Annotated in this window: 18 protein-coding genes; 10 read left to right on the top strand and 8 right to left on the bottom strand. The window is 70.1% G+C overall.

What is annotated here, in order from left to right; translation table 11 throughout:
- Positions 1–70: 70 nt before the first annotated feature.
- Positions 71–1,276 (bottom strand): sensor histidine kinase, encoded by a 1,206-nt coding sequence (locus ACZ601_RS36365; RefSeq protein WP_469545933.1) that lies wholly within the window; start codon positions 1,274–1,276, stop codon positions 71–73.
- A 96-nt stretch (positions 1,277–1,372) separates the two neighbouring features.
- On the opposite strand from ACZ601_RS36365, the gene ACZ601_RS36360 reads away from it, so the two are divergent.
- Both ACZ601_RS36360 and ACZ601_RS36355 read left to right on the top strand, forming a co-directional pair.
- Complete coding sequence (locus tag ACZ601_RS36360; RefSeq protein WP_469545929.1) at positions 1,373–2,368, top strand: SAM-dependent methyltransferase; 996 nt, start codon at positions 1,373–1,375, stop codon at positions 2,366–2,368.
- A gap of 56 nt (positions 2,369–2,424) precedes the next feature.
- On the top strand, positions 2,425–3,567 hold the full coding sequence (locus tag ACZ601_RS36355; protein WP_469545927.1) for an NADH-quinone oxidoreductase subunit D: 1,143 nt from the start codon (positions 2,425–2,427) through the stop codon (positions 3,565–3,567).
- Between the two features lie 16 nt (positions 3,568–3,583).
- On the opposite strand, the gene ACZ601_RS36350 is transcribed toward ACZ601_RS36355, so the two are convergent.
- The 4 genes from ACZ601_RS36350 to ACZ601_RS36335 form a co-directional block, all read right to left on the bottom strand.
- The gene (locus tag ACZ601_RS36350; RefSeq protein ID WP_469545925.1) at positions 3,584–4,645 is read right to left on the bottom strand and encodes a hypothetical protein; all 1,062 of its coding nucleotides are present in this window, start codon (positions 4,643–4,645) and stop codon (positions 3,584–3,586) included.
- Between the two features lie 102 nt (positions 4,646–4,747).
- Positions 4,748–5,725 (bottom strand): ABC transporter substrate-binding protein, encoded by a 978-nt coding sequence (locus ACZ601_RS36345; protein WP_440573621.1) that lies wholly within the window; start codon positions 5,723–5,725, stop codon positions 4,748–4,750.
- Positions 5,726–5,803: 78 nt separating this feature from the next.
- Entirely contained in the window at positions 5,804–6,478 is a 675-nt protein-coding gene (locus ACZ601_RS36340) for an ABC transporter permease (protein WP_440573620.1), read from the bottom strand.
- A 3-nt stretch (positions 6,479–6,481) separates the two neighbouring features.
- Positions 6,482–7,195, bottom strand: coding sequence for an ABC transporter permease (locus ACZ601_RS36335; protein WP_469545921.1), 714 nt, complete (start codon positions 7,193–7,195; stop codon positions 6,482–6,484).
- A gap of 131 nt (positions 7,196–7,326) precedes the next feature.
- Here ACZ601_RS36335 and ACZ601_RS36330 point away from each other — a divergent pair, with 131 nt between their 5' ends.
- A complete protein-coding gene (locus ACZ601_RS36330) occupies positions 7,327–8,538 on the top strand; it encodes a betaine/proline/choline family ABC transporter ATP-binding protein (protein WP_469545919.1) in 1,212 nt (403 codons plus the stop codon).
- Between the two features lie 30 nt (positions 8,539–8,568).
- On the opposite strand, the gene ACZ601_RS36325 is transcribed toward ACZ601_RS36330, so the two are convergent.
- Entirely contained in the window at positions 8,569–9,690 is a 1,122-nt protein-coding gene (locus ACZ601_RS36325; protein WP_469545916.1) for an alpha/beta hydrolase, read from the bottom strand.
- Between the two features lie 139 nt (positions 9,691–9,829).
- Here ACZ601_RS36325 and ACZ601_RS36320 point away from each other — a divergent pair, with 139 nt between their 5' ends.
- The 7 genes from ACZ601_RS36320 to ACZ601_RS36290 all read left to right on the top strand — a co-directional run bounded on the left by ACZ601_RS36320 (position 9,830) and on the right by ACZ601_RS36290 (position 15,510).
- A complete protein-coding gene (locus ACZ601_RS36320) occupies positions 9,830–11,671 on the top strand; it encodes a phosphatidylglycerol lysyltransferase domain-containing protein (RefSeq protein ID WP_469545914.1) in 1,842 nt (613 codons plus the stop codon).
- Positions 11,672–11,700: 29 nt separating this feature from the next.
- Positions 11,701–12,561, top strand: coding sequence for a dihydropteroate synthase (folP, locus tag ACZ601_RS36315; RefSeq protein WP_469545912.1), 861 nt, complete (start codon positions 11,701–11,703; stop codon positions 12,559–12,561).
- On the top strand, positions 12,558–13,040 hold the full coding sequence (locus tag ACZ601_RS36310; RefSeq protein WP_440573614.1) for a nuclear transport factor 2 family protein: 483 nt from the start codon (positions 12,558–12,560) through the stop codon (positions 13,038–13,040). The genes folP and ACZ601_RS36310 overlap by 4 nt, the downstream gene beginning before the upstream one ends.
- A 211-nt stretch (positions 13,041–13,251) precedes the next feature.
- Positions 13,252–13,611, top strand: coding sequence for a dihydroneopterin aldolase (gene folB, locus ACZ601_RS36305; RefSeq protein ID WP_024493348.1), 360 nt, complete (start codon positions 13,252–13,254; stop codon positions 13,609–13,611).
- Positions 13,608–14,219: a 2-amino-4-hydroxy-6-hydroxymethyldihydropteridine diphosphokinase gene (gene folK / locus ACZ601_RS36300; protein ID WP_024493347.1), complete on the top strand. Its 612-nt coding sequence runs from the start codon at positions 13,608–13,610 to the stop codon at positions 14,217–14,219. Before folB ends, folK begins: the two co-directional genes overlap by 4 nt.
- Before the next feature lie 88 nt (positions 14,220–14,307).
- Positions 14,308–14,790, top strand: a complete 483-nt coding sequence (locus ACZ601_RS36295) for a DUF3180 domain-containing protein (protein WP_469545907.1) — start codon at positions 14,308–14,310, stop codon at positions 14,788–14,790.
- A gap of 288 nt (positions 14,791–15,078) precedes the next feature.
- Entirely contained in the window at positions 15,079–15,510 is a 432-nt protein-coding gene (locus ACZ601_RS36290) for a hypothetical protein (protein WP_469545904.1), read from the top strand.
- 101 nt (positions 15,511–15,611) lie between these two features.
- Here the strand turns inward: ACZ601_RS36290 and folE are convergent, their stop codons facing one another.
- Both folE and ftsH read right to left on the bottom strand, forming a co-directional pair.
- Positions 15,612–16,217, bottom strand: coding sequence for a GTP cyclohydrolase I FolE (gene folE, locus ACZ601_RS36285; protein ID WP_469546022.1), 606 nt, complete (start codon positions 16,215–16,217; stop codon positions 15,612–15,614).
- 148 nt (positions 16,218–16,365) lie between these two features.
- Positions 16,366–18,393 carry an ATP-dependent zinc metalloprotease FtsH gene (gene ftsH / locus ACZ601_RS36280; protein ID WP_469545902.1) on the bottom strand — a complete coding sequence of 676 codons (2,028 nt, stop codon included), beginning with the start codon at positions 18,391–18,393 and terminating at the stop codon, positions 16,366–16,368.
- Positions 18,394–18,526 lie beyond the last annotated feature (133 nt).

Here is an 18,526-nt window from a genome sequence, read left to right as displayed (position 1 = left end):
CGGTCGTCGGGCGTGGGTCGTGGGTCGTCGGCGGGGTTTCGTCCGTGGGTTCCGTGTGTGTGGGCGCGGGTCAGTTGGCCGGCTTGAGCGGCAGCAGCGCGCTGATCCGGAATCCGCCGCCGGGGCGCGGCCCGGCGTCCAGCGTGCCGCCGACCATGCCGACCCGCTCGCGCATACCGATCATCCCGTGGCCCGCGCCGTCGGCGCCGCCGTCCTCGTACAGCTCGTGCGCGGCTCCCCGGCCGTCGTCCTCCACCAGCAGGCCGAGCCCGTCGTCGAAGTAGACCAGCCGCACGCTGGCCCCGGCGTTCGGGCCGCCGTGCTTGCGGGTGTTGGTCAGCGCCTCCTGCACGATGCGGTACGCGGTCAGCTCGACGCCGCTGGGCAGCGGGCGCGGGGTGCCCTCGATCTTGAAGTCGACGGCCAGTCCGGACTGGACGACCTGGTCGACCAGCTCCTCGATCTGCTGGACGTCGGGCTGCGGGACGTACTCCCCGCTCTCCCGCGCGTCACCGGTACGCAGCACGCCGAGCAGCCGCCGCATCTCCGCGAGTGCCTGCCTGCCGGTGCTGGAGATGGTCTCCAGCGCCTGCCTGGCCTGGTCGGGGGCCGCTTCCATGACATAGGCGGCGCCGTCGGCCTGCACCACCATCACCGAGACGTTGTGCGCGACGACATCGTGAAGCTCGCGGGCGATACGGGCCCGCTCCGCGGCCACCGCGACCTTCGACTGGGCCTCGCGCTCCCGCTCCAGCCGGGCGGCGCGCTCCTCCAGCTGGTCGAAGTAGGCCCGCCGGGTCCGCATCGAGTCGCCCAGCACCCAGGCCAGCACGAAGGGCACCGTCATCACGATGACGATGAACAGCTTCTGCGCCCAGCTGCCCGGGTCCTGGTTCGGCCAGCGGAGCTGGGAGAGGCCCGCCGCGCAGAGACTGCACGTCAGCGCGAGCCGGGAGGCCCAGCGCTCGCCGACCGTGGCCACCGTGAACGTGATCACCAGCATGGCGAAGTTCGCCGTGGTCGGTCTGACCCCGAAGATCAGCTGGGCGACGCCCATCGCGATCGCCAGCAGCAGCATCTTCTCCGGCGCGCGGCGGCGCAGTGCGACGACGACGCTGAGACCGACGACGACCGGCACCACGGCGAAGCGTTCACCGCCTCCGCGCCCGGCACCGCCCGCCACAATGGTCATGCCGGAGATCCCGAGGAGGAAGACAGCCCAGAAGCCGTCGACGCCCGTCGGGTGTCTGCGGATGAAATCGTAGAGGCGCTGCACGTAACCCAGCGTAGGGACAGCCGACAGGTGGGTGGGTCAGCCAAAGGGCCGATCCGGGTCCGGAGACCGTACTCCCCAAGGTGGAGACTTGAACATGTGACGGATGACTGGCGCGGTTGGCAGGAGGCGGCCGAGGCCGCTTTGTACGGGGACGGGGGGTTCTACCGGAGCCCCGAAGGGCCGGCGGGTCATTTCCGTACCTCGGTGCACGCTTCCGGGCTGTTCGCCTCGGCCGTCGCCCGGCTGCTGGTCAGGACGGCGGACGAGCTCGGGACCGGTGCGGTGGACCTGGTGGATCTGGGGGCGGGGCGCGGAGAGCTGTTGACGGGGGTGCTCGCCGCGCTCCCGGCGCAGGGCGGCGGGGGACTCGCGGTACGGGCGTACGCCGTGGAGCTGGCCGCGCGCCCCGACGGTCTGGACCCTCGGGTGGAGTGGTGCGCCGAGCCCCCGCAGGGCGTGCGCGGGCTGCTGTTCGCCAACGAGTGGCTGGACAACGTGGTGACGCCGGTGGCCGAGACGGATGAGGACGGCGTCCGCCGCTACGTCCTGGTCCGCCCCTCGGACGGTACGGAGCGGCTGGGCGATCCGGTGAGCGGGGCCGACGCCCGGTGGCTGGCGGACTGGTGGCCGCCGGCCGGACCGGGCAGCCGGGCCGAGATCGGCCGCCCGCGCGACGAGGCCTGGGCGCGTGCGGTGGCCACCGTGAGCGCCGGGCTCGCGGTGGCGGTGGACTACGGCCACGTACGGGAGGCCCGGCCGCGCCTGGGCACGCTGACCGGCTTCCGGGCGGGGCGCGAGGTGCGGCCGGTGCCGGACGGCGGCTGCGACCTCACCTCGCACGTGGCGCTGGACGCGTGCGCGGCGGCGGGCGGCCGGGGCGCGGAGATCCGCACCCAGCGCGAGGCGCTGCGGGAGCTGGGGGTCAGCGGTGAACGCCCGCCGCTGACGCTCGCGTCGAGCGACCCGGCCGGCTACGTACGGGCGCTGGCCCTGGCGGGCGAGGCGGCGGAGCTGACGGCGCGGGGCGGGCTGGGCGACTTCGGCTGGCTGACGCAACGGGTCCGGGCCCCGGCCGGCCCCTGCGGCGGTTGAGGAGCGGGGTCCGGGGCGGAGCCCGGGGAAGCCGGGCCGCAGGCAATACTGTCGGCATGACGGAGACGACAGTCGGCATCGGCGGCGCGGCGGAAAGCACCGACATGGTGCTCAACATCGGCCCGCAGCACCCCTCCACGCACGGCGTGCTCCGACTGCGGATCGTCCTGGACGGCGAACGCGTCCAGCAGGCCGAACCCGTCATCGGCTACATGCACAGAGGCGCGGAGAAGCTCTTCGAGGCACGTGACTACCGGCAGATCGTGATGCTCGCCAACCGCCACGACTGGCTCTCCGCGTTCTCCAACGAGCTGGGCGTCGTGATGGCCGTCGAGCGGATGCTCGGCATGGAGGTCCCGGAGCGCGCGGTCTGGACCCGCACCCTGCTGGCCGAGCTGAACCGGGTCCTGAACCACCTGATGTTCCTCGGCTCGTACCCACTGGAACTCGGCGGGATCACCCCGGTGTTCTACGCGTTCCGGGAGCGCGAGGAGCTCCAGGCCGTGATGGAGGAGGTCTCCGGCGGCCGCATGCACTACATGTTCAACCGGGTCGGCGGCCTCAAGGAGGACCTCCCGGCGGGCTGGCTCGGCCGGGCCAGGGACGCGGTCGCCTCCGTCCGGTCCCGGATGGACGTCTACGACAAGCTGGTGCTCGGCAACGAGATCTTCCGGGGCCGTACCCGCGGAGTCGGCGTGCTGTCGGCGCGGGCCGTGCACGCGTACGGGGTGTCCGGGCCGATCGCCCGTGCCTCCGGCGTCGATTTCGACCTGCGGCGGGACGAGCCCTATCTCGCGTACGGGGAGCTCCAGGACACCCTGAAAGTCGTCACCCGCACCGAGGGCGACTGCCTGGCCCGGTTCGAATGCCTGCTGGACCAGACGCACAACGCCCTGGACCTCGCGGACGCCTGCCTGGACCGGATGGCGGACCTGGCACCCGGTCCGATCAACCAGCGGCTGCCCAAAGTGCTCAAGGCCCCGGAGGGCCACACCTACGCCTGGACCGAGAACCCGCTCGGCGTCAACGGCTACTACCTGGTGTCCAAGGGCGAGAAGACCCCGTACCGGCTGAAACTCCGCTCGGCGTCGTTCAACAACATCCAGGCGCTCACCGAGCTGCTGCCCGGCACCCTGGTCGCGGACATGGTCGCGATCCTGGGCTCGCTGTTCTTCGTCGTCGGGGACATCGACAAGTAGCCCGGCCCCGGCGGGGCTACGAGATCGCGCTGCGCAGCTCCGCGACGTCCAGCTGTTCGGTCTCGTCGTGCGCGGTCAGGTCGATGACCTTGCCGACGGCCCGGTTCTCGGTCGCGCCGGTGCGGTGCGCGGCGAGCGCCTCCTCACCCACCACGTCGGCGAGGTCCTCGTTCTGCACGGACTCGATCGCGGCGTGCGCCTTCTGCGTACCGAAGAAGTCGAAGCTGCCCTGCGGGACCAGGTGGCGGCGGGCCGCGGCGTACGGGACGACCGAGGCGGCGGCCGGGACGGCGCGCCGCTCCGGCAGTGCCTGGGCCGGCACTGCCTTGGGCGGCAGTGCCTGAGGCGGCCGGGGCGAGGCGGGCAGAGCGGCCGTGGGACGACGGTGCTGCTCGTCGCCCGTCGGGGCGCCGGTGAGCGCGGCGGCCGCGTGCTTCCCCCGCCGTTCCTCCGCCTCCCGGGCGCGCTCCGCGAGATCGTGCTTCCTGGCCTGCTCCGCGGTGCGCCGGGCCTCCTGGAGCGCGCGGTTGCGCGAGAGGTCCTCCAGCGCCTGGGCGGCGCGCAGATATCCGGCCGGGGTCGGGGTGCTGCGCGCGGCGGGCAGTTCGCGGGGCGACGGCGCGGCCGCCTCCAGGGCGAGCTGCCGGCGGCTCTCCAGCACGCTGGCGCGCTCGGTCTCTGCGTTGGCGTACCGCCGCAGCAGGGCGGCGTGCTCGCCACGGAGACCGGCGAGCTCGACGCGCTTGCGGCGCAGCTTCGTCTCCAGCCGGGCGCGCAGCTCGCGCGACTCGTCGAGATCGGCCTCGATCTCCGCGATGCGTTCCTCGGCCCGCCACTCGTCGCCCGCGCGGGCGCGCGTCAGCTCCGCGACGCGACGGCCCGCCTCCCGGTCCCAGCTGCGCATCAGATACGCGCCGGTGAGGGCGGCGGCCGCGGCGGCGGCGACCAGGGCGCGCAGGACCAGGGGCTCGGCGAGCAGCCAGGCTCCCGCGGCACAGAGAACCGAGGCTCCGGCCACGACCGAAGGCGGAAGGATTCTGTGCAGAGGTGGCGAATGACGATGGCGTCCACGTGGCATGGCCTGAAATTTACCGTGCATACGGCCTGCTTGGGGGGCCGCCCGGCAATCTGTTCCCCGCCGGTTACCTGACGGCCCCCGAAACTCCCTCCCCGGACCCGCCTACTTCTTGATCAGACCTTTGGACTGGAGGTATTCCTTGGCCGCGTCCTCGGGCTTGGCGCGCTCCGCGTCGACCTTGCGGTTCAGTTCCGCGAGGTCCTGGGTGGTGAGTGCGGCGGTGAGCTTGCCGAGTGCCGCCGCGATGTCATCGCCGCCCGCGTCCTTGGCATTGACGACCGGGAGTACGTTGTCCGCGTTCTGCAGCTTCTTGTCGTCCTCCAGGAAAACCAGGCCGTAGCTGTCCAGCACCGCGTCCGTGGTGGTGGACAGGACCAGCTGGTCCTTGCCGTCCTTGACCGCCTGCTTGGACTGCGGGGTGCCCACTCCCTTGGGGTCGATGCCGGTCACATCGATGCCGTACGTCTTCTTGAGACCGGGCGCGCAGAACGCCCGCACCTCGCACTCGTCACCGGCCGCGATCTTCACCTTGACCTTGGCGGCGCCGAGATCCGAAAGCGTCTTCAGCTTGTTCTTCGTGGCGAATTCCTTGGTGACCGCGAAGGCGTTCTGGTCGATCGCCTTGCCGGGCGGCAGGACCTTGAGTCCGCGCGGGGTCGCGAGCTTCTCCAGGGCGGCGACGGTGGCGTCGGTGTCGCCGGAGGCGAGCGGCTTCTCCTCGGCCGCCTTCGCCCCGTTCGCCTTGGCGTTGAGGAATTCGGTGATCGTCGCCGCGTATTCGGGTACGACGTCGATCTCGCCCTTCTCCAGGGAGGGTTCGTACAGTTCGCGGTTCTTCACCGTGGTGACCGAGGTGCTGTATCCGGCGTCGGCCAGGATCTGCGCGTACAGCTCCGCGAGCACCTTGGACTCGGTGAAGGCGGCGGCGCCGACGACGAGCGAGCCCTTCTTCCCGGAGCCGTCGCCACCGGCCGGGGCGCCCTTGTCCTTCTCCAGGGTGTCACCGCCGCAGGCGGCGAGCGAGCCCGCCAGCGCGACCATGCCGATGACCGCGCCGGCTATGCGCGAGGTCTTGCTCATGTTGGTTCTCCGTCCACGGCAACAGGGCCATATGCGATGTGTGCGATCTGCGGGGGGGGTTACGAGAGGGGGCCGGGCTCACGCCGTCCGGCGGCGGCGCAGCGGTGACAGCAGCCGGTCGAGGGCGACCAGCACCGACTCCACCAGCAGGGCGAGCACGGCGACCAGCAGGGCCCCCGCGACCACCTGCGGGGTGTTGTACGTGTTGAAGCCGGCGGTGATGATCCGGCCGAGGCCGCCCTGGCCGACCATCGCGGCGATCGTCGCCGTGGCCACCACCTGGACGGCGGCCGAACGCAGCCCGGTCATGATCATCGGGTAGGCCAGCGGGAGCTCGACGCGGACGAAGAGCTGGCCGCCCGACATGCCCATCCCCCGCGCGGCCTCCGTCACCGAACGGTCCACCCCGGTCATCCCGACGTAGGCGTTGGTCAGCAGCGGCGGCACGGCGAAGAGCACCAGGGCGATGACGGTCGGCAGGTACCCGCTGTTGCGCAGCGGCGAGACCATGAAGAGCGCCAGCACCGCGAAGACCGGGACCGCCCGGCCCACGTTGGAGATGTTGACGGCCAGCGCGCCGCCCTTCCCGATGTGTCCGAGGTACAGCGCGACGGGCAGCGCTATGGCGCAGGCCAGGGCGAGCGCCACGCCGCTGACGTACAGGTGCTCACCGAGCCGGTGGCTCACTCCGCTCTCCCCCGACCAGTTGGCGCCGGTGGTGAGCCAGGTCCAGGCCTCGCCGAGAACTCCCATGGGTCAGACCGCCTTCGCCGTACCGGCCGTGTCCACGGCTCCGTGGGATTTCGATATGCGCGTCCACGGTGTCAGCAGCCGCTGCACGCAGAGCAGCAGCAGGTCCGCGACGACCGCGAGCAGTACGCAGAGCACGGAGGCGGCCAGCACCTGGGCCTTGAAGAAGCTGGGCAGGGCGTCGTCGATGAGGTTGCCGAGACCGCCCCGGCCGACGATCGAACCGATGGTCGTCAGCGCGATCGTGGAGACCGTGGCAATGCGTATTCCGGCCATCAGCGCGGGCATCGCGAGCGGCAGCTCCACCTCCCACAGCAGCCGGGCGGGTCCGTAACCCAGGCCGCGCGCGGCCTCCTTCGCCTCCTCCGGGACCGCTTCCAGACCCGCCAGGATGTTGCGCACGAGAATGGTCAGCGAATACAGCACCAGCCCGGTGACGACCAGCGCCGCGGAGAGCCCGAAGAGCGGCAGCAGCAGCGAGAACATCGCGAGCGACGGCACGGTGTAGAGCACCGTGGTCAGCCCGAGCACCGGTCCGGCGAAACGCCGGCTGCGGCGGGCGAGCAGGGCCAGCGGGAATGCCACGGCGACCCCGATCGCCACCGAGACCGCGGTGATCCAGATGTGCTGGACCGTGGCATCGGTCAACTCCTGGCTGCGGGAACGGAGATACTCCCCGCAGATCCAGTCGTTCGTCACCAGGCAGTTCTGTGCGGCCATCTTGTCCCCCACCTCCCGATCGCCCACTCGTACTGATGTCCGGCGAGCCTATCCTCGACCACTGACAATCACGGAAGCCGTTGTATTCCAGCAACATGTCCTTCACAAAACACGCGCCACAATGGGGAACCATGATCCGTTTCGAGCACGTCACCAAGCGGTATGCGGACGGCACGACCGCCGTCGACGACCTTTCCTTCGAGGTCGCCGAGGGTGAACTCGTCACGCTCGTCGGACCGTCGGGGTGCGGCAAGACGACCACCATGAAGATGGTGAACCGGCTGATCGAACCGACCGAGGGCCGGATATTCCTCGACGGGGACGACATATCGGCCATCGACCCCGTCCAACTGAGGCGCCGTATCGGCTACGTGATCCAGCAGGTCGGGCTGTTCCCGCACCGGACGGTCCTCGAAAACACCGCTACCGTGCCCCATCTTCTGGGCTGGAAACGCGGAAAGGGACGCGAACGCGCCGCCGAACTCCTCGATCTGGTCGGACTCGATCCTTCCGTTTATGGTGACCGATATCCGGAACAGCTGTCCGGCGGTCAGCGCCAACGCGTGGGCGTGGCAAGGGCGCTGGCGGCCGACCCGCCCGTACTGCTGATGGACGAGCCTTTCGGCGCGGTCGACCCGGTCGTCCGGGAACGGCTCCAGAACGAATTCCTCAAGCTCCAGGCACAGGTCCGCAAAACGGTGCTGTTCGTCACGCACGACATCGAGGAGGCGGTCCGCCTCGGGGACCGCATCGCCGTCTACGGACAGGGCTCGATCGAGCAGTTCGACTCACCGGCCACCGTGCTCGGCGCCCCCGCCACCGGCTATGTCGCGGACTTCGTCGGCGCCGACCGGGGGCTCAAGCGGCTCTCCGTCACCCCGATCGAGGAGAGCGACCTCGACCAGCCGCCGGTCGTCCACCTCGACGACCCGCTGGCCGCGGCGACCGAACGGCTGCGGGCACAGGGCGCGCGCTGGGCCGTCGTACTGGACGGTGACGACCATCTGCACGGCTGGATCCCGGCCGGCGAAGCGCTCACCGCCACCAAGGGCACGGTCCGCGAGCACGCCCGCCGGATGGAGGCCTGGCTGCCCGTCGGCGCCCCGCTCAAGCAGGCGTTCGCCACCATGCTCCAGCACGACGCCGGCTGGATCGCGGTCATCGACGAGGACAGCGCGGGCCGGTTTCTCGGCGTGCTCACCCCGGCCCGCCTCCACGAGGCGCTGCGCCGCTCGATCGACGCGGACGACCGGGCCGTGCCGCGCGCCGAGGTGGCCGTGGAGAGCGTCGCGAGCGTTTCGGGCGGGGCGGGCGTCACGGGCGGGGCGGGCGCGACCTCCTGAGAGTGAGGCCGGGAGTAGTGCGCCGCCGGTTCAGTTCTCGCTGAGCCGGCTGCTCATCCACTCCAGGGCGGCGGGGATCTCCCGGCGCCAGGTGTTGAAGTTGTGCCCGCCGCTGCCGAGCACGATCGAGGAGGCCTGCGCGGGCGACTTCACCTTGGCCAGGAACTTCTTCGTGTCCGCGTAGTTCTCCTCGCCGTGGCGGGAGGTCGTCACCAGGAAGGACGAGTCGGGCATCGGCCGGTGGTCCAGGCTCCACAGCAGGTCCGCCCGCTCGCGCGCCGACTGGTCGCCGTGGAAGAGGTCGCCGGTCGTCGGGTCCTCCGCCGCCTTGTAGTACGCGGAGAGCCCCGCGCTCGCCGTGAACCGGTCCGGGTGGTGCAGCCCGATCTTCAGCGCGCAGTAGCCGCCGGTCGAGTTGCCGATGATGCCCCAGTTGCGGGCGCGATGACCCACCCGGTAGGCGGCCGAGACCGCGCGCGGCAGATCCTTCGCGAAGAACGTCTCGGTCTGCGGGCCGCCCTTTATGTCGACGCACTCGGTGTCCCGGGGCGGTGCCAGGGTCGGCCGCAGCATCACCAGGATCATCGGCTGCGACCGTCCGGCCTTCACCTGATCGAGTGCCGTACGCGGGTAGCGCAGCCCCTTGAGGAGGTTCTCCGAAGTACCCGGGTAGCCCGTGAGCACCACCACCGCGGGGAAATTGCGCCGGGCGTACGCCTCCTGGAAGTACTCCGGCGGCAGGTACACGTACGCCGAACTCTCGATCCCGGAGTGGTGCCCCGCAATCACCACCTTGTCGATCCGGCCTCCCCTGGTGGCCAGCGAACCGCCCGGCACGTCGGGCCGCTGCGTCCCCACCCGGACGATGTTCTTCGCGGCCAGGGTCCCGGCGGCGTGGTCGGTGACCACGCCCAGGTCCTGCTTCTGGCCGAACAGGTCCGCCCAGGAGCCGTAGAAGAGGAACGAGTTGTTGGCCATCAGGCCGACCGAGGCGAAGACCGCCACCTGGGTCGCCAGGAGCAGGCCGACCCTGCCGAAGACCATCGGGACACTGCGCCGGGCGAACCTCGGCCAGAGCCAGATCGTGACGGCGAACAGCACGACGGCGAGCGCGATCGCCAGGATCAGCACTGCCTTGCCGGTAAGGCCCATGACGATTGAACTTTCTGTCTGGAAATTTCCCGGATACGGGTGAACCCTCCGCCCGGAAGGCTCGTCCTAGAGGTCGCACAGCGTCCGCCGGACTCCGGCCGACGTACTCCACAAATCTCTCGCGGAACCACGGGAAGCGATGTCTGTCACGCTAGATGGGGATAAATCGGGATCGGTTCCGAAAAGCGCACGCAAGTTCGTGCGCGGACCGCGGCCCGAAACCGTACCGGTGCTCGTCGGCACCGCCTGCACCGTAGTCGGCCTGATCGACGTCGCCGCCGGGGTCTTCCCCCGCTTCCGCCACAGCCGGATGCACACCCTCGCGGAGGTGCTGCCCGGCGCCCTCGGCCCCTTCGCCGCCGCGCTCTCACTGAGCGCCGGCGTCCTGCTGCTGCTCCTGGCCCACGGCCTCAAGCGGCACAAACGACGGGCCTGGCGGGCGGCCGTCGTGCTGCTCCCGGCCGGTGCGCTGTCCCAGTTCCTCTACCGGCACTCGGTGCTGGGCGCGGTCGTCTCGCTGACGCTCTGCTATCTGCTGGTACGCCACCGGAGTGAGTTCGCGGCCCTCCCCGACCCGCGCAGCCGCTGGCGGGCCCTGGCCAACTTCGTCCTGCTCGGCGCGGGTTCGCTCGGCCTCGGCCTGGTCATCGTCAGCGTCCACCCCGGCCGGCTGGTCGGCAACCCCAGCATCGCCGACCGGCTCCAGCACGTGCTGTACGGCCTGTTCGGCTTCGAGGGCCCGGTCGAGTACGCCGGTGTCACCTCCTGGACCGTGGGCTACTCGCTCGGCGCGCTCGGCCTGCTGACCGCCGTCACCACCATCTACTTCGCGTTCCGCCCCGAACACCCCGCCGCCCGCCTCACCGAGGACGACGAGGCCCGGCTGCGCGCGCTGCTGGACCGGCACGGCCGCCGCGACTCGCTCGGCCACTTCGCGCTCCGCCGCGACAAGGCCGTGGTGTTCTCCCCCAGCGGCAAGGCCGCCGTCTGCTACCGCGTGGTCTCCGGGGTGATGCTGGCCAGCGGCGATCCGATCGGGGACGTGGAGGCCTGGCCCGGCGCCATCGAACGGTTCATGGACGAGGCCAGAGCCCACTCCTGGACCCCGGCCGTGATGGGCTGCGGCGAGACCGGCGGCGAGGTCTGGACCCGCGAGACCGGACTGGCCGCCCTCGAACTCGGGGACGAGGCGGTGGTGGATGTCGCGGATTTCTCCCTCGCCGGACGGGCGATGCGCAACGTACGCCAGATGGTGAAGCGCATCGAGCGCGGCGGCTACGAGACCCGCGTCCGGCGCGTGGCTGACATCGGCGAGACCGAGCTCGCCCGCATCCGCCGGGCCGCCGCCGACTGGCGCGGCACCGACAACGAGCGCGGCTTCTCCATGGCCCTGGGCCGGATCGGCGACGGCGCCGACGGGGACTGCTTCATCGCCACCGCCCACAAGACCGACGAACAGAGCGCCGAATCCCCGTACGGCGACCTGAAGGCCGTGCTCCACTTCGTCCCCTGGGGCACCGACGGCATGTCCCTGGACCTCATGCGCCGCGACCGCGCCGCAGACCCGGGGATGAACGAGCTGCTGATCGTCGCCTCCCTCCAGGCCGCGCCCCGGCTCGGCATCACCCGCGTCTCGCTGAACTTCGCGATGTTCCGCGCCGCGCTGGCCCGCGGCGAGAAGCTGGGCGCGGGACCGGTGCTGCGGGTCTGGCGCGGACTGCTGATCTTCCTGTCGCGCTGGTTCCAGATCGAGTCGCTGTACAAGTTCAACGCCAAGTTCCGGCCCCGCTGGGAGCCCCGGTTCGTGGTCTACCGCACCGCCCGCGACCTGCCCCGGATCTCGCTGGCCGCGATGCAGGCCGAGGGCTTCGTCAGCTTCGCGCTGCCCCGTCCGCTGGCCCGCCGGCTGCCCTCGGGCGAGCGACGGCCCTGTGCGCACAGCCGGCCCTCCGCACCGGAGCAGGGCGTCCACGCGGCGTGACGGGTCCCGTCACGGCCTAGGCTGGTCGTATGAGTACGTTGCGTGGACGAGGCACGGTCCAGGGCCTGCCGGAGTGGGACCGCTGTGCGGTCATGGGTGTCGTCAATGTGACCCCGGACTCCTTCTCCGACGGGGGCCGCTGGTTCGACACCACGACGGCCGTCAAGCACGGTCTCGACCTGGTGGGCGAGGGCGCCGACCTCGTCGACGTCGGCGGTGAGTCGACCCGCCCCGGAGCCAGCCGGGTCGACGAGTCGGAGGAGCTGCGCCGGGTCGTCCCGGTGGTCCGCGGACTCGTCTCCGAAGGGGTCACGGTCTCCGTGGACACCATGCGGGCCCGGGTCGCGGAGCAGGCCGTCGAGGCCGGCGCGGTCCTCGTCAACGACGTGAGCGGCGGGCTCGCGGACCCGGACATGGTCCCGGTCGTCGCCGCCGCCGGGGTGCCCTTCGTCGTCATGCACTGGCGCGGCTTCAGCGAGACGATGAACAGCCGGGCGGTGTACGGGGACGTCGTCGCGGAGGTCGTCGAGGAGCTGCGGACCCGGATGGACGCCGTGGTCTGCGGCGGTGTCGCCCCCGAACGCATCGTGATCGACCCCGGCCTCGGCTTCGCCAAGGACGCCGGCCACGACCTCTCGCTCATCGCCCGGCTGGACGCCCTGCACGCCCTGGGCCGTCCGCTGCTGGTCGCCGCCTCCCGGAAGCGGTTCCTGGGCCACGTACTGGCCGGGCCGGGCGCCGCACCGCCGCCCGCCCGCGAACGTGACGCGGCCACCGCCGCGATCTCCGCGCTCGCCGCCCACGCCGGCGCCTGGGCCGTCCGGGTCCACGAGGTACGGGCCACCGCCGACGCCGTACGCGTCGCCCGCGCCGTCGAGGGAGCCGCGTGAACGAGTCGCGGGACGAGCACGCGGAAGCGGCCGCCGACATCGAGGCGGTCGAGCTGGCCAACACCGCCTTCTACGAGGCGATGGAGCGCGGGGACCTCGACGAGCTCACCGGGCTCTGGCTGCCCGGCGAGGACCTCACCGTCTCCTGCGTCCACCCGGGCTGGCCGGTGCTCACCGGCCGCGGCGAGGTGCTGCGCAGCTACGCGCTGATCATGGCGAACACCGAGTACATCCAGTTCTTCCTGACCGACGTCGGGGTGTCCATGACGGGCGACACCGCCCTGGTCACCTGCACGGAGAACATCCTCAGCGGCGGCCCCGCGGAGGAGGGCAGCTCGCTGGGGCCGCTGGTGGGCCAGCTGGTGGTCGCCACCAACGTGTTCCGGCGCACTCCCGACGGCTGGAAGCTCTGGTCCCACCACGGGTCGCCCGTACTGGCCGAAACCGGTGAGGAAGAGGACGAAGAGTCCCCCTCCTGAACGGGTACAAGACCGGTGGAGGACCGACTAGCGACTCCCCGGGATTGGAATCGGGCACATCGGGGTATCTGCGGCTACCCGGCCCCGTGCGGTCCGCCGCGGGCCCCACGGGCGAGTGCTGTCGGTGCCCGCAGGTAGATTCCAATGAGGGCAGGACGCCGCCCGCACGCGGCCCGTGCCCCTACGACCAACAACAGCAGGAGTGATTCGCGTGGATCGTGTCGCGCTGCGCGGCCTCAAGGCCCGTGGGCACCATGGCGTCTTTCCCCGGGAACGGGAAGAGGGACAGACCTTCATCGTGGACCTGGTGCTCGGCCTCGACACCCGCCCCGCGGCAGCAGCCGACGACCTGACGAAGACCGTGCACTACGGCGTGGTCGCGGAGGAGGTCGTCGACGTCGTCAAGGGCGAACCGGTCGATCTGATCGAGACGCTCGCGGAGCGCATCGCCCAGCAGTGCCTCAAGCACGAAGGCGTCGAGGAGGTGGAGGTCGTGGTGCACAAGCCGGATGCGCCCATCACCGTCCCCTTCGACGACGTCACCATCACCATCACCCGGAGCCGAGCATGACTGCATTTTCTACCGAGGGGCAGAGCGACCCGACCGTACAGCCGGTTCCCGCCTCCGTGGTCGAACAGGTGGACGCCGCGGACATCACCCTCTCCAACCCCAAACGCGCCGTGATCTCCCTGGGCTCCAACCTCGGCAACCGCCTGGAGACCCTCCAGGGCGCCATCGACGCCCTGGAGGACACCCCCGGCCTCCGGGTCAAGGCGGTCTCCCCGGTGTACGAGACGGAGCCCTGGGGCGTCGACCCCGGCTCCCAGCCCTCGTACTTCAACGCGGTCGTCGTCGTGAAGACCACGCTGCCCCCGTCCTCCCTCCTGGAGCGCGGCCAGGCCATCGAGGAGGCCTTCGACCGGGTCCGCGAGGAGCGCTGGGGCCCGCGCACGATCGACGTCGACATCGTGGCGTACGCCGATGTGGTCTCGGACGATCCGGTGCTCACCCTCCCGCACCCCCGGGCCCGCGAGCGCGCCTTCGTGCTCGCCCCGTGGCACGACGTGGATCCGGCGGCCCAGCTGCCCGGCGTCGGCCCGGTCGCCGATCTGCTGGCCGGTGTCGGCCGCGGCGGCGTACTGCCCCGGGCCGACCTGGAACTCCGGCTGCCCGAGTAGTCGTTAGGCTCTGAGGAACAGCAGGAAAGATCACAGCGGCATAGATCACAGCGGCACGGATCACAGGCGGCGAAGGGCGGCTCACCCGGTGAAGCAACTACGGCTCGGAGTACTGGCGGGCCTCTTCGCCGCCGCCGGGGTGCTGTCCTGGGGCGGCGCCCGCCTCTGGGACTCCCTCGGCACCCTGCCGAGCGTGCCGCTGGCCGCCCCCATCGTGCTCGCGGTGATCGCCGTCGTCCTGCTGGCGACGGCGCTCTCCATCCGCTCCCGGCTGCGCGCCCAGCGTGAGCGCCGGCCGGGCGCGAAGGGCGTCGAGCCCATGATGGCGGCCCGCGCCGTGGTCTTCGGCCAGGCCAGCGCCCTGGTCGTCGCCCTGGTCGCCGGGATGTACGGCGGCGTCGGCGTCTTCCTGCTCGGCTCCCTCGACATGCCGGCCCGCCGCGACCAGGCGATCTACGCCGGCTTCGCGGTCCTGGCCGGCATCGCGGTGATAGCGGCCGCCCTCTTCCTGGAACGCGTCTGCAAGCTCCCGGACGACGAGGACGACAACAAGAACGCGGCGGGGGCGTGACCGGTCTCCGTTCCGGTTCCGGACAACAAACCGGAACGGCCGGTTACTGATTCCCGAATTCCGGGTCACGGGACCTCCGGGACACCACTCGCATTACTCTCCCTATACCATCCCCCGGACCCCGCGCAATGCATTTGAGGGTTATCTGAGGTGCACCTCCGCCATTCCCGAATTCCTTTGGATTACCCCCGGCAACGAGCAGGCGAGCGTGTTAGCGTTCCGGTTCGACCAAGATCAGCCGGGCGCCCCTCGGCGTCCGGATCTCGAATCGAAACGGGGAGCATCAACGTGAAGCGCGGTTTGCAGAGTGTGGGCGTCGGGGTGGCCGTCGTCGCCTCCGTCCTCCTTTCCTCCACGTCGGCCCAGGCCGCAGCCATCTCGGGCAAGGGAAAGGCGTACTACGGCTGCACCAACACAGTGAAGGTGTGGCGCACCGGGAAGACCGTCTACGCGAACGCGAAGCAGGTCTGCACCCACAAGATGAGCGCCCAGCGCCCGTCCATCGCGCTTTCCGGGAACAACGGAAAGACATTCGCGAGCAAAATCGCAGGCTGCCGTAAGTCCAAGTCGTGCAGCACACCCACGGTCAAGGTGAAGGCGACGAAGAAGTGGACCTACCGGGCCTCGAATTCCGGAACGGGTAGTTTCATTTCCCAGAATGGTTCCGACTCGTGGTGGCCCGTGAACAGCGTGGCCCACGCCACATACAAGTACAAGTAGCCCGCAAAGCCTCTCTGCAGGCCTGAGGGCCGGTGGATCCCAGTGATCCGCCGGCCCTCAGCCGTGGGTGCGGGGAGTCGGCCGGGCCGGTACCGGACCGGTCAGCGGGCCATGATCAGGCTCATCGCCTCGGCCCGCGTCGCGGGGTCGCGGAGCTGTCCGCGCACCGCGGAGGTCAGTGTCTTCGCGCCGGGCTTGCGGATACCGCGCATCGACATGCACATGTGCTCGCACTCGACGACGACGATGACGCCGCGCGGCTCAAGGATCGTCATCAGCGACTCGGCGATCTGCGTGGTCAGCCGCTCCTGGACCTGCGGACGCCGGGCGTAGACGTCCACCAGCCGGGCCAGCTTCGACAGGCCGGTGATCTTGCCGCTGGTCGCCGGGATGTACCCGACATGCGCGACCCCGTGGAACGGCACCAGATGATGTTCACAGGTGCTGTACACCTCGATGTCCTTGACCAGCACCATCTCGTCGTGGCCGAGGTCGAACGTGGTCGTGAGGACGTCCTCGGGCTGCTGAGACAGGCCCGCGAAAATCTCCTTGTACGCCCGTGCCACCCGCCCCGGGGTCTCCCGCAGCCCCTCCCGGTCCGGGTCCTCGCCCACGGCGATGAGGAGTTCGCGTACGGCTGCGGCGGCCCGCTTCTCGTCGAACTCACCGATCGGATCCTGGCCGTCCAGCGTCACCGGGTCGGTCATCTGTGCCTCGTTCCATTGAGCTGTCAGCTGCGTGGACATTCGCGCAGATATACGAAAGCCGCGCCCCCACAGGCTAAAACCTGGAGGGCGCGGCTTCCATTCCGGGCCCGTCCGAACCCCTGTGACGGGGGTCGCACGGGTCCGGTATCTAGCTCTCGGGACGATCCTCGGGGATCGACTCGGTGGGCGGGACGATGTCCGCGACCGGGGAGCCGTTCGCCGTGGTGGCGCCGTTCGTGAGGGCGAGCTCCTTCGGGGAGAGCACCGGCGGCCGGGTGGACGGCGTGCGCCGGGCGGACCCGGTCCACGCCGGACGGGCCGGACGCTTGACGATCGGAGCGAAGATCTCGGCGATCTCCGCCTTGCCGAGGGTCTCCTTCTCAAGGAGCTGGAGAACCAGTGCGTCCAGAACGTCTCGGTTCTCGACCAGGATCTCCCACGCGTCGTTGTGCGCGGTCTCGATGAGCTTCTTGACCTCTTCGTCGACCAGCGCGGCGACCTCTTCCGAGTAGTCGCGCTGGTGGCCCATCTCGCGGCCCACGAAGGGTTCGGTGTTGTCGCCGCCGAACTTGATCGCGCCGAGCCGCTCCGTCATGCCGTACTGCGTGACCATCGCGCGGGCCGTTGCGGTGGCCTTCTCGATGTCGTTCGCAGCGCCGGTGGTCGGATCGTGGAAGACCAGCTCCTCGGCCGCGCGCCCGCCCAGCATGTAAGCCAGCTGGTCGAGCATCTCGTTGCGCGTCGTGGAGTACTTGTCCTCCTCCGGGAGCACCATCGTGTAACCGAGGGCGCGGCCGCGGGAGAGGATCGTGATCTTGTGGACCGGGTCCGACTGAGGTGAGGCCGCCGCGACCAGGGCGTGTCCGCCCTCGTGGTACGCGGTGATCTTCTTCTCCTTCTCGGACATGATCCGGGTCCGCTTCTGCGGACCCGCCACGACGCGGTCGATGGCCTCGTCGAGCATGTTGTTGTCGATCAGCTTCTGGTTGCTGCGCGCCGTGAGGAGCGCCGCCTCGTTCAGCACGTTCGACAGGTCGGCACCGGTGAAGCCGGGCGTACGACGGGCAACGGCGCCGAGATCGACGTCCGGTGCGACCGGCTTGCCCTTCTGGTGGACCTTGAGGATCTCCAGCCGGCCCAGCATGTCGGGACGGTCGACCGCGATCTGCCGGTCGAAGCGGCCCGGACGCAGCAGCGCCGGGTCGAGGATGTCCGGCCGGTTCGTGGCGGCGATCAGGATCACGCCGCCCTTCACGTCGAAGCCGTCCATCTCGACGAGCAGCTGGTTAAGCGTCTGCTCGCGCTCGTCGTGACCGCCGCCCATACCGGCACCGCGGTGCCGGCCGACCGCGTCGATCTCGTCGACGAAGACGATCGCCGGGGCGTTCGCCTTGGCCTGCTCGAAGAGGTCGCGCACCCGGGAGGCACCGACACCGACGAACATCTCGACGAAGTCGGAACCGGAGATCGAGTAGAACGGGACGCCCGCCTCGCCGGCGACGGCGCGTGCGAGCAGCGTCTTACCCGTACCGGGAGGCCCGTACAGCAGGACACCCTTGGGGATCTTGGCGCCGACGGCCTGGAACTTCGCCGGCTCCTGGAGGAACTCCTTGATCTCGTAGAGCTCCTCGACCGCCTCGTCCGAGCCCGCCACATCGGCGAACGTCGTCTTGGGGGTGTCCTTGGTGATCAGCTTGGCCTTGGACTTGCCGAACTGCATGACCTTGGAGCCGCCACCCTGCATCTGGTTCATCAGAAACAGGAAGACGACCACGATGAGGACGAAGGGCAGCAGCGAGAAGAGGATCGAGACGAACGGGGACTGCTTCGACGGCGAGACGGTGTAACCCTTCTCGATGTCACCGCTCTCGAACTTCTTCTGCAGCGTGTCGGCCAGTTGGACGCCCTGGTCGCCGATGTAGCTCGCCTGGAACTTGCTGCCGGACTCGCCAGAGAGTTTCTGGCCGTCCTTCATCTCAATCTTGAGGATTTGATCGTCACCGGTGGTGAGCTTGGCCTGCTCCACCTGGTTCTTACTGATCGCCTGGATCACCTTGCCGGTGTCCACCGTCTTGTAGCCGCCGGACGAGCCGACGACCTGCATCAACACGACCACGGCGAGGACGGCCAGCACGATCCACATGACCGGCCCACGGAAGTATCGCTTCACGTCCATCCATACGGAGCGAAGTCGCCCCGTCCCTCCTGCCCGTAGGTAAATGCTGCGTGTGAGTAAAGACTGTTCCTCGGACGGTACCCCAGCATTGTCACCGACGACCGCCGGGGACGTCTGTCAAACCCGCCTTCGA

It is taken from the genome of Streptomyces sp. NPDC104307 (genome assembly GCF_055584045.1).
This window is presented reverse-complemented; position numbering and strand designations above follow the sequence as displayed.

Coding starts and splice junctions, on each gene's coding strand:
- ACZ601_RS36335 (WP_469545921.1), bottom strand. CDS start 7,195: ATGGCCGCACAGAACTGCCTGGTGACGAACGACTGGATCTGCGGGGAG.
- ACZ601_RS36355 (WP_469545927.1), top strand. CDS start 2,425: ATGACGGAGACGACAGTCGGCATCGGCGGCGCGGCGGAAAGCACCGAC.
- ACZ601_RS36340 (WP_440573620.1), bottom strand. CDS start 6,478: ATGGGAGTTCTCGGCGAGGCCTGGACCTGGCTCACCACCGGCGCCAAC.
- ACZ601_RS36330 (WP_469545919.1), top strand. CDS start 7,327: ATGATCCGTTTCGAGCACGTCACCAAGCGGTATGCGGACGGCACGACC.
- folE (WP_469546022.1), bottom strand. CDS start 16,217: ATGACCGACCCGGTGACGCTGGACGGCCAGGATCCGATCGGTGAGTTC.
- folK (WP_024493347.1), top strand. CDS start 13,608: ATGACTGCATTTTCTACCGAGGGGCAGAGCGACCCGACCGTACAGCCG.
- ACZ601_RS36325 (WP_469545916.1), bottom strand. CDS start 9,690: ATGGGCCTTACCGGCAAGGCAGTGCTGATCCTGGCGATCGCGCTCGCC.
- ACZ601_RS36320 (WP_469545914.1), top strand. CDS start 9,830: ATGTCTGTCACGCTAGATGGGGATAAATCGGGATCGGTTCCGAAAAGC.
- ACZ601_RS36350 (WP_469545925.1), bottom strand. CDS start 4,645: ATGCCACGTGGACGCCATCGTCATTCGCCACCTCTGCACAGAATCCTT.
- folP (WP_469545912.1), top strand. CDS start 11,701: ATGAGTACGTTGCGTGGACGAGGCACGGTCCAGGGCCTGCCGGAGTGG.
- ACZ601_RS36345 (WP_440573621.1), bottom strand. CDS start 5,725: ATGAGCAAGACCTCGCGCATAGCCGGCGCGGTCATCGGCATGGTCGCG.
- ftsH (WP_469545902.1), bottom strand. CDS start 18,393: ATGGACGTGAAGCGATACTTCCGTGGGCCGGTCATGTGGATCGTGCTG.